This is a genomic window from Syntrophorhabdales bacterium, from assembly GCA_035541455.1.
Classification (GTDB): domain Bacteria; phylum Desulfobacterota; class Syntrophorhabdia; order Syntrophorhabdales; family WCHB1-27; genus JADGQN01.
The window spans coordinates 20,484-30,258 of the sequence record DATKNH010000172.1; the positions used below are offsets into that span (position 1 = coordinate 20,484).

The window sequence follows — 9,775 nt, forward strand, 5'->3', positions numbered from 1 at the left end:
ATGAATCTCGATGAGCTATTCGCGGTAGAACTGATCTTCGGGTAGAAGCTTAAGACAGAGACTCTCCATTTCGTCCAAAACCTTCTCTATGGAAGCGGCAAGCACCCTCGCTCTTTCGGTGGCAGTCTCGCAGGCCTGGGCCAGTTGTTGCAGAGAGCCTTGTGTACGAGCAGCGTAGTCGTCGATCATTGCCTCGCGCTCCCTGCATTCCTCTATCAAATCCTTGTGAAGCTCCAATTCCTGGACGCTCAGCTTTTTCATGCTTATCAATTCATCCACGCGCTTGATGTATGCCATATCACCACCTGATCCGAGTGACTTGTCAAAATTCCACTGCATGCACGAATATGGAAGAGATTATAGCCCCCACAAAAAGAGAAAGAATAAAGACGAAACTAACCAGAGCAACAGGTATGATCGCCTTGAGAATTTTCCGCACGCCTGATCGAAATCTACGACATGGTTCAGTGAGACTCGTCTGCATATGGCGCTCTCCTGTGCTCTGCGTTTCTTGTATCATGATGAGATAATCTTAGCAAGGGAAATGAGCGAAAACAATTGACCTTAGGGTTATTTTTCTTGGGAGCTATGGTTTAGTAGCATTATACTAAGAGCCACGCAGCGTGGATACCTGAGGGATTATTCTGTGTTGTGGCGTCTTTCCCGGATCAGTGCAGCGCAGAGCACTGCGAGTGCCGCCAGACCGGCAGACAACCAGAAGACCGCCCGGTAGCTGCCCGTACGATCATAGATCATTCCTCCTGCAAACGCCCAGAACCCGCCGCCGAAATGGTGGACGGTAGTGACCACACCCGCGAGAAGGCCCAGGTGAGACATGCCGTAGAGTCTGCCGATAAGCAGCGGGTTGAGCGGAGCGGTAACCAGGGCAGTGAACCCGTTGCCTATTGCGAAGATGTAAATAGATGTCTCGCTCGTGTGCGTGAGGATCAGGAGAAAAAAGAGGAGACGCAGGAGAAAGGCAAGGGCGACAGGTATTTTTATGCCCACTTTGTCTGCTGCAGGTCCCGCGATCAGTATGCCGGCGAGGCTCAGCAGCCCATACCAGGCAAGCATATTGCTCGCAGTGGCAGATGACACCCCACTGTCTGTGGCGAAGGGGACAATATGCGTGGTGACCACAAAATCAAGACAGCCGCATGCGAACATCACAAAGAGGAAGAGCCAGTAAGAGCGTGTCCGCAGGACCTCTACGGGTCGCAGGTCACGGGCAGGCGCATTTCGCGACGTATCCACGTTTGCCCTTGTGCCCCTGTCAGTCTCTGAGCCGAAAGGGGTCAGGCCGAAGGCTGAGGGGTTGCCCCCCTTAATGACGAAGAACGCCAGCAAGAAATTAACGATGAAGATGGCGACGCCCATCGCTGCATATGAGATCCTCCACCCGTAGCGCTGGGCGAAACAGGTAAACGCAGGGACAATTACAAACTGGCCGAGTGAGAAACCAGCGACTGCGAGGCTCACTGCCAAACCGCGCCGTTTTACGAACCATGTGCTGGTCATGGCGGAAACGAGCGGGATGGATGAGCCGCCAAAGCCCACTGCCACAAGGATTCCGTAGAAGAGGAGAAACTGCCAGAAGGATGTGATCAGCGATGTCAGGACCAGACCGACAGAGACGAATGTTGTACAGACGAGGATAACTTGCTTCGGGCCATGACGATCATACAGCCGACCCGTAACAGCAATGGTGAGCGCGAAGACGACCATGTTGATGAAAAAAACAAGGGAGACCGGGCCTCGCCCCCACCCGAACTCTGCTGCGATGGGTTTGAATACGACGCCGAACGTATACATAGCGCCTGAGTTGGAGAAGAGGATAAGGAAAGATGCGGCAACAATATACCAGCCGTAGTAGATACTGGTTCTTTTCGACGTTCTGTTCGCGACCATCATGTGATCAGCATACGAAATCGTTTTCGATCAAAGGCACGCAGCAGTATAAGTACCGCAGACAGTGCTTGTCCACAAAAACCTGCTCCCCCTCCGCTGAATCCGTGGTAATCTAAGCCATCCGCTTACAAAAGCTCTGCAGGGCTCTATAGTACTTCCCGTGAGCTCAGCGAGCGACGGTCGGAGCCGCCAACTGAAGAAAGAAAGAGGATAGAGCATGAAACTGAGAGGAAGAGTCGTAATAGTAACTGGCGCCAGCAGAGGCCTTGGCAAGGCCATGGCTCTTGGTTTGGCTAGAGAGGGCGCTAACGTGGTCGTTGCTGCTCGCACTGAGGAGCCGCTTGAGAGTGGGCTGGAAGGCACGATCCACCAGACCGCGGAGGAAATAAAAGGTCTGGGAGGTTCCTGTCTTGCGGTCAAGTGCGATGTGACCAGCGAAGAGCAGGTAGAGAGCATGGTTGGTATGGCAAGAAGAGAGTTCGGCACCGTAGACACGCTTATCAACAACGCAGGGGTAGCCTTCCGAGCACCTGTGTGGGAGGTGCCACTCAAGCGCTGGGAGCTTGTCCTGCGTGTTAATGTCACCGGCAGCTTTATCTGCACAAAAGCTGTTCTCCCCATTATGATGAAACAGAAGGCGGGAAGCATCATTCTGCTTTCATCCGTGCAGGCGCAATCCAGAGGGTCGGTCCCGTCAGGCCTGGCCTACGGAGTTTCGAAGGCGGCACTGGAGCGCATGACGTACGGCCTCGCCACCGAGCTGGGGAAGTTTAACATCGCAGTGAACTGTATCAAGCCTAAGGGCTCGGTCGAAACAGAAGGGATGAGGTTTCTCAATCCTGACGCCGACTGGTCCCGGTGGGACACGCCTGAAAAGATAGTCAAAGCGGTCCTCTTTCTTGCTGGGCAGGATGCTACCGGTGTAACCGGCGTCGTCGCAAATGACGAAGAGCTCTGCGCGTGGCATGGGCTTTAATCGTCATAGTTTGCTGAAACAAATTATTGAATAATGGCCACACCCTGTGGCAATATTACTAGGCTAATCTGATCCACTCCGTACACTGGTCTGAAGCCTGCCTGCTGGCATGAACGAAGTGCGTTGGAAGGAAGATTCCAAAGAGGAAAGAATCGGTCAATAATGTCCTTCTTGAGTGTACGCAACCTTTCCAAGTCTTTCGGCGGCCTCATTGTTATCCAGAATCTCAGCTTTGAGCTTGGCGAAGGAGAAATCCTCGGTGTCATTGGGCCGAACGGCTCGGGGAAGACTACGCTTTTCAATCTCATTACAGGATTCCTCAGTGCAGATGGGGGTGAGGTGCAATTCTGCGGTGAGAACGTAACCAGTAGGAGGCCCTCGACCGTCTGCAAATCGGGCATCACGCGCACGTTTCAGATCGTGAAACCATTTCTCCGCTTGACCGCGCTGGAAAATGTCATGGCAGGCAGAGCGTACGGAAGAGAACCGGCACGCAACATGAAGGAGGCGACAAAAGAGGCAGAAGAGATACTCGCCTTTACCGGGATCAGCAGGAAACAACATATCGCTGCCCAGCACCTGAATCTTATCGACAGAAAAAGATTGGAAATTGCCCGCGCTCTGGCCACGAAACCTAAATTGCTACTCCTTGATGAAGTTTTTGCAGGGCTGAACCACACTGAGATTGAACAGGCGCTCTCGCTTGTTTCCAGGATAAAAGAGCTTGGCATCACGATGATGATCGTCGAGCACGTGATTAGGGTCATTCTCGGGGTGTCGAGCAAGGTGATCGTGCTCAGTTCGGGTCAGAAAATTTTTGAAGGATCACCGCACGACGCAGTGGCCGACAAAGGCGTAATAGAGGCTTACCTGGGGGAAGACTTCCATGCTTGAAGTCAGGGACGTAGACGTAACCTATGGCGATATACAGGCGCTTTGGGGAGTCTCCTTCACCGTCAAAAGGGGAGAGCTGGTAGCCCTGGTCGGTTCAAACGGGGCAGGCAAGTCAACGATATTGCGTACCCTGTCCGGTGTGCAAAGGCCTCGGAAGGGAAGCATAACCATTGAAGGGGTACGGTCGGATACGGTGGAGCCTCACAAGGTCGTCGATCTCGGCGTCGCACTGGTGCCGGAAGGGAGAAGACTTTTCCGCGACATGACCATCATGGAGAATCTGGAACTCGGCGGCTACATCGGCAGGGCTCGGAAGGTCAAAGAAGATCACCTTGAATGGGTCTTTACCATGTTCCCTGTCCTCAAGCAACGGATGCGGCAGCTTGCGGGGACCTTGAGTGGTGGAGAGCAACAGATGTTGGCCATAGCGCGAGGACTCATGTCAGATCCCAAGCTGCTTCTGGTAGACGAACTTTCGCTGGGGTTGGCACCGATCATAGTCAAGAATATCTACACCACGCTCAAGGAGATAAATAAATCGAGAAACGTGACTATCCTGGTAGTCGAACAGAACGTACGGTTGGCGCTCGAAGTGGCGGACAGGGCCTATGTGATAGAGAACGGGCGTATAACCATGGAAGGGTCGGGGAAAGAGCTTCTGGCCAGTGAAGAGATCAAGAGCGCATACCTGGCGGTAGGATAATAATGGCAGGTCTGTTACAGATTCTCATCTACGGTATTTTCAGTGGCGCTTTGTATGGTCTGGTCGCCCTGGGACTCTCACTCGTGTTCGGGGTGATGAATTATTTGAACGTGGCGCACGGCGCTCTCATCATGCTGGCATCCTATGCTGCGCTGTGGATCTGTTACTACCTCCGTTTTGATCCTTTCCTCTCGCTTATTCTTGTCGTGCCAATCTTTTTTGTCATCGGCTGGGTACTCTTCATGGGGTTGTTTCAGCGCCTTCTCGCCCTGCCCGAGACTGAAAAGATAAAAAATTCGCTGCTCATTTCATTCGGCATTCTGCTTATCTGCTCCAATGGTGCAACCATGCTCTGGACGGCGGACGAGCGGGCGATAGCCACCAGCTATACGGGAAAAGTGATTGACCTCATGGGTGTGCGCATTCCGTACATCGGGCTTGCGTCAGTATTGCTTGCCGTGATCGTGGTACTCGCTGTACATCTTTTTTTGACGCGGACCTATTTCGGCAAAGCGATCAGGGGTGTATCGCAGGACTACGAAGCAGCAGCGTGGATGGGTATCAACACGAAGAAGGTTTGCCTGGCGTCCTTCGCGATCGGCGTTGCACTGGCAGGATTTCCCGGTGTGGTTATCGCCTTGCAGAGCTTTAACCCCATTGTATCTTTCGATTTGACAAACAAGGCGCTCATTGTCCTCGTTCTTGCCGGTGTCGGAAGTCTGCGCGGCGTGCTCATTGGAGGATTGCTGCTCGGCATAGTAGAAGCTGCGAGCGTCTTTTTCGTGGGAGTCGCCTACAGGGAGGTCGTAGGGCTCCTCCTGTTCGTGCTAGTCCTGATGTTCCGGCCGCAAGGATTGGGGGGTCGAAAATCGTGAAGGGCAAACTCGCAATTACAGCCTTGCTGCTTCTGATGATAGTTACGCCGCTCGTGATCAAGAGCGAGTATCTACTCAATCTTCTGATCCTTATCTGTCTTTACGCGATACTCTCGCACAGCTGGAACATCCTCGGAGGCTACTGCGGTCAGATCAGCCTTGGCCATGCTACGTTTTTCGGTGCCGGCGCGCTCACGTTCCGCTACTTGTGGCTTGGGGGCGTCTCTTACTATCTTGCTCTGCCCGCGGGTGCGCTCGCGTCACTTGTTCTTGCTTCAGCCATTGGCTTCCCGTCGTTTAAAATGAAAGGACATTATTTTTCCATCGGAACTCTCGCGCTCGCCATGATTGCGCTTATTACGGTGCAGAACCTGCTTCCGGGCGTGAGCTTTATCACGGAAGCGTGTCTGAAGGAATATAGCCTTATGACCATCTACTACCTTGCGCTTGGAGTAGCGGCACTTACTGTGTTTGCGGTATACGCGCTTTCCCGATCGAAGCTTGGGCTTGCGATGATCTCTGTGCGAGAGGACGAGGATGCGGCTGAGGCGATAGGAATCAATACCTTCAAGTATAAAGTGGCGGCGATGAGCATCAGTACAGTTGTCGCAGGGTTTGCCGGAGGGATTTTCGCCTTCTACTGTGGAACCTATTACCACTATGCTCCCTTTGAGCTGGGCTGGTCCTTCGATCCCCTGCTGATCGCATTCATAGGTGGGGCTGGCACGGTTGCCGGGCCGGTTATCGGATCGGTTGTTTTTGTGCTGCTGAAGGAATTGTTTGCCGCAAGCCTTGGGCAGGTGAATGTACTCATCTTCGGTATCGTATTTATTGTCACCGTGCTTTTTCTGCCGAAGGGCCTGGTAGGCATAGCGGGGATCGTCAGAAAGCAGAAGAACGCAGGACGTCCGCTAAGCTCGGACGAGCGTCACGCGTAGCGTTGCTTGGCTGACGAAAGGAGGTTGAGTTCCACTCAACTTAACACTAAGGAGGTGTGTATGAAGCAGGTGAGTGGTTTGAAGTGTCTGTTATTTGTTGCCGGGATAACCCTCGTTGCGCTGGGATTGACTGTGGCCCCGGTAATGGCAGCGGAACCCGCGCCCTCAGCGATCAAAGTGGGTGCGGTGATCGCCCTCACAGGGCGTATGGCAGCGGGAGGTAAGGACGTCAAAGCAGGGTACGACCTTGCCGTCAAAGACATTAATGCGGCGGGCGGTATTATGGTCAAGGAGTACGGAAAGAAGCTACCTCTTGACGTGATGATCGTGGACGATGAATCCGACCCGGTGAAGACTGCGACCAGGCTGGACAAACTCAGCTCAGTAGACAAGGTGGTTGCTTATCTTAGCGGATTCTCGAGTGACTTGAACGTGGTGGGCATGGCTGCTGCAGAGAAGAATAAGGTTCCCTGGATCGGCGTGACGATTGCCGTTGAGGCTCCTTTCAATTCCGGCTACAAGTGGGTCTTCGCGCCATTTTCCATGTCGCATGACCAGGTCAAGGCATTTTTTGACCTGCTCGATTCAATACCCGCTGACCAGAGACCGAAGAAGATCGGCCATTTGGAATTGAACGTGGACTGGGGCAACGAGTGCGGCAAATATGTGAGAGAGATGGCGAAGCAGAGAGGCTATCAGCTGGTCGTCGATCAGAAATACGCTCCCCCGACGAATGATTTTTCTTCGGCCATTCTGGCGTTGAAGTCGGCCGGCGCAGAAGCGGTCTTCAGCGTGCCTGCACCGCCGCAGTCCATCGTGATGGTGAAGCAGATGAAAGAGCTCAATTATGCGCCAAAAGTCACCTGTCTGATCAGGGGGCCTGATCTGAGCACGTACTGGGAGGCAATGGGAAAAGATGCGGCCTACATTATTTCGGACGGCAACTGGGACGAGACGATGACCTATCCCGGCAATAAAAAAATGGTCGATCAGTACAAGGCGGCGAACCCCGGAGTCGAGAATATCGGTATTCCCGTCGGCGCCGGATACGCGGCCGTGCAGGTTCTGGCAAACGCCATTGAAAGAGCGGGATCGCTCGACAGGCAGAAGATTAGGGATGCGATTGCCAAGACCGATATGATGACCATCAGGGGTCCTATCAAGTTCAGGGCAAACGGCACTGCCGTTATCGAGTATGGTCTCAGACAATGGCAGAACGGGAAGAACGTGCTCATCTGGCCGCCGAGCGCCGCGAAGGCCAAGTTAATGCTTGCCCCGCCATGGGACAAACGGTAGAAACAGTTGAGCCGTTAAGCAGCACAGGCGTTGAGTTCTTTTGGAAACGTGGGCCATCGGCTGCATGCAGCTGATGGCCCTTTCACTGCTATTCAATCTTCTTCAGCGTTACGGCCATGCACCAATTGGGACAGCGCCCGGGAATGAAGACGGGGTGCTATTTTGCCGCTAAAACCGCGCATTTTCTGCTTGACATGCTCCTGATTACTTGTTACGTATGAGCCTGTTACGCGAAAGCTGAAAGCGCACGGCACGAAGAGAATCGCCTGCGCAATAAGCCGACCGGTTGGGACAATCGGGTGACGCAAGACTATCACGGGACCCGCAGGAGAGTGATACACATGAACCGTCGTGACCTGTTGGCTGGTCTTTTCTGGCTCGCTGTTGCCGTGTTTGTTGCCATTCAGTCATTCAAGAGTGATCTCGGCTCACTCCATTCGCCGGGTCCCGGATTTCTCCCCTTCTGGTCATCCGTAGTTCTGGGTGTGCTTTCGATTACGCTCACGATCGGTGCAGGCCTCAAGAAGACACGCAAAGATAAGCTCTTGGATCTCTGGAGAGGCCTTGATTGGGGGAAGGTTTTCCTGATTCTGTTCGCTCTTTTCCTTTATCCTCTTCTGCTCCCTTTAGTGGGATACCTCATCATGACGTTCGTACTTATCGCATACCTGCTCTTTGTCGGGATACGCTCAAAGCTGTGGATAGACATAGCCACTGCTGTGGCAATCACGCTGGTAAGCTATCTCATTTTTTATACGCTGCTGGATGTCAAACTGCCGAAGGGGATGCTCGGGCTCTAGGACGCCGGGAGTGAGCGCGATTAAGAAGGCTGCATGGATATTTTCCATAATCTGATTTACGGGTTCACGGTTGCGCTTCAACCCATGAACCTGCTGTTCTGTTTTTTTGGAACAGTGCTTGGCACGTTGATAGGGGTGCTTCCCGGTATAGGGCCCATCGGAACAATTTCGATGCTTCTTCCGGCCACGTTTCACATGTCCCCGACCGGCGCCATTATTATGCTTGCGGGCATCTACTATGGGGCAATGTACGGAGGATCGACAACGTCTATCCTGGTTAATATTCCAGGGGAGGCTGCATCCGTCGTTACATGCCTGGACGGCTATCAGATGGCACGACGTGGAAGGGCCGGTGCAGCTCTGGGCATGGCTGCCTTCGGCTCTTTCATTGCAGGCACCCTCGGGATAGTCGGGCTCATGATTTTTGCGGCGCCACTTTCCCGATTTGCCTTACGCTTCGGCTCGCCGGAATACTTTGGACTTCTCCTTCTGGGACTGACCCTTGTCACCTATCTTTCACGCGGCTCTATCATAAAGGCACTGATGATGGGAGCCTTTGGCATTATTCTGAGCTGTGTCGGTCTTGATTCCATCCAGGGTTCCCCGAGGATGACGTTCGATATCATGCAGCTGTGGGACGGCGTGGGTCTGGTGCCGGTTGCCATGGGCCTTTTTGGCATTTCTGAAGTTCTCTTGAATATAGAGAGAACCGAAAAGACAGACATTCTCAAAACGAAAATAAAGAACTTTTTCCCTACCGTTGCCGACTGGGCACGTTCGGTATGGCCTATCATCAGGGGTACTGTACTGGGATTTTTTCTCGGGATACTGCCGGGGGGAAACCCGGTGATCGCTTCGTTTCTGTCATACGGTCTGGAAAAACGCATTTCGAAACGGCCCGAGGAGTTCGGGCAAGGCGCTATTGAGGGAGTTGCAGGCCCTGAATCGGCGAACAATTCTGCTACATCGGGAGGCTTCATCCCTCTGCTCACGCTCGGGATCCCCTCAAATATTACGATGGCTCTTATGTTCGGGGCTCTGCTGATTCACGGCATGCGGCCGGGGCCCTTCCTTGTCAAAGACCATGCTGACCTCTTCTGGGGTGTGATCAGCAGTATGTATATCGGGAACGTGATGCTGCTGATTCTCAACCTTCCCCTGATCCCGCTCTGGGTGCAGGTTTTGAAAGTACCCTACAGAATTCTCTTTCCTTTGATACTGCTCTTTTGCATCGTCGGTTCCTACAGCCTCAACAACAGCACGTTCGACGTAATCGTCATGATGATCTTCGGGCTGCTGGGATACCTCTTCAAGAAATTCGACTTCGAAGGAGCGCCGTTGATTCTTGCCTTTGTCCTTGGCCCCATGTTCGAAACAAACCTCCG

10 protein-coding genes are annotated in these 9,775 nt (G+C 53.2%); 8 read left to right on the forward strand and 2 right to left on the reverse strand.

What is annotated here, in order from left to right:
* Window positions 1–15 precede the first annotated feature (15 nt).
* Window positions 16–297, reverse strand: coding sequence for a hypothetical protein (locus VMT71_18545; protein HVN25974.1), 282 nt, complete (start codon window positions 295–297; stop codon window positions 16–18).
* A 342-nt stretch (window positions 298–639) separates the two neighbouring features.
* On the reverse strand, window positions 640–1,911 hold the full coding sequence (locus VMT71_18550) for an MFS transporter (GenBank protein HVN25975.1): 1,272 nt from the start codon (window positions 1,909–1,911) through the stop codon (window positions 640–642).
* A gap of 214 nt (window positions 1,912–2,125) precedes the next feature.
* On the opposite strand from VMT71_18550, the gene VMT71_18555 reads away from it, so the two are divergent.
* From VMT71_18555 to VMT71_18590, 8 genes are all read left to right on the forward strand, one after another.
* Window positions 2,126–2,884, forward strand: coding sequence for an SDR family NAD(P)-dependent oxidoreductase (locus tag VMT71_18555; GenBank protein HVN25976.1), 759 nt, complete (start codon window positions 2,126–2,128; stop codon window positions 2,882–2,884).
* 162 nt (window positions 2,885–3,046) lie between these two features.
* Window positions 3,047–3,778: an ABC transporter ATP-binding protein gene (locus VMT71_18560; GenBank protein ID HVN25977.1), complete on the forward strand. Its 732-nt coding sequence runs from the start codon at window positions 3,047–3,049 to the stop codon at window positions 3,776–3,778.
* Window positions 3,771–4,481 carry an ABC transporter ATP-binding protein gene (locus VMT71_18565; GenBank protein HVN25978.1) on the forward strand — a complete coding sequence of 237 codons (711 nt, stop codon included), beginning with the start codon at window positions 3,771–3,773 and terminating at the stop codon, window positions 4,479–4,481. Before VMT71_18560 ends, VMT71_18565 begins: the two co-directional genes overlap by 8 nt.
* Window positions 4,482–4,483: 2 nt before the next feature.
* Complete coding sequence (locus VMT71_18570) at window positions 4,484–5,356, forward strand: branched-chain amino acid ABC transporter permease (GenBank protein ID HVN25979.1); 873 nt, start codon at window positions 4,484–4,486, stop codon at window positions 5,354–5,356.
* Window positions 5,353–6,294 carry a branched-chain amino acid ABC transporter permease gene (locus tag VMT71_18575; GenBank protein HVN25980.1) on the forward strand — a complete coding sequence of 314 codons (942 nt, stop codon included), beginning with the start codon at window positions 5,353–5,355 and terminating at the stop codon, window positions 6,292–6,294. Before VMT71_18570 ends, VMT71_18575 begins: the two co-directional genes overlap by 4 nt.
* Window positions 6,295–6,354: 60 nt before the next feature.
* A complete protein-coding gene (locus VMT71_18580; GenBank protein HVN25981.1) occupies window positions 6,355–7,590 on the forward strand; it encodes an amino acid ABC transporter substrate-binding protein in 1,236 nt (411 codons plus the stop codon).
* 341 nt (window positions 7,591–7,931) lie between these two features.
* Window positions 7,932–8,390: a tripartite tricarboxylate transporter TctB family protein gene (locus VMT71_18585; GenBank protein ID HVN25982.1), complete on the forward strand. Its 459-nt coding sequence runs from the start codon at window positions 7,932–7,934 to the stop codon at window positions 8,388–8,390.
* Between the two features lie 33 nt (window positions 8,391–8,423).
* Window positions 8,424–9,775, forward strand: a 1,352-nt coding sequence (locus VMT71_18590) for a tripartite tricarboxylate transporter permease (protein ID HVN25983.1), incomplete at its 3' end; no start/stop codon positions are given.

Bases quoted from the DNA above. Each gene is read 5' to 3' on its own strand.
- VMT71_18545 (HVN25974.1), bottom strand. From the start codon at position 297: ATGGCATACATCAAGCGCGTGGATGAATTGATAAGCATGAAAAAGCTG.
- VMT71_18550 (HVN25975.1), bottom strand. From the start codon at position 1,911: ATGATGGTCGCGAACAGAACGTCGAAAAGAACCAGTATCTACTACGGC.
- VMT71_18555 (HVN25976.1), top strand. From the start codon at position 2,126: ATGAAACTGAGAGGAAGAGTCGTAATAGTAACTGGCGCCAGCAGAGGC.
- VMT71_18560 (HVN25977.1), top strand. From the start codon at position 3,047: ATGTCCTTCTTGAGTGTACGCAACCTTTCCAAGTCTTTCGGCGGCCTC.
- VMT71_18565 (HVN25978.1), top strand. From the start codon at position 3,771: ATGCTTGAAGTCAGGGACGTAGACGTAACCTATGGCGATATACAGGCG.
- VMT71_18570 (HVN25979.1), top strand. From the start codon at position 4,484: ATGGCAGGTCTGTTACAGATTCTCATCTACGGTATTTTCAGTGGCGCT.
- VMT71_18580 (HVN25981.1), top strand. From the start codon at position 6,355: ATGAAGCAGGTGAGTGGTTTGAAGTGTCTGTTATTTGTTGCCGGGATA.
- VMT71_18585 (HVN25982.1), top strand. From the start codon at position 7,932: ATGAACCGTCGTGACCTGTTGGCTGGTCTTTTCTGGCTCGCTGTTGCC.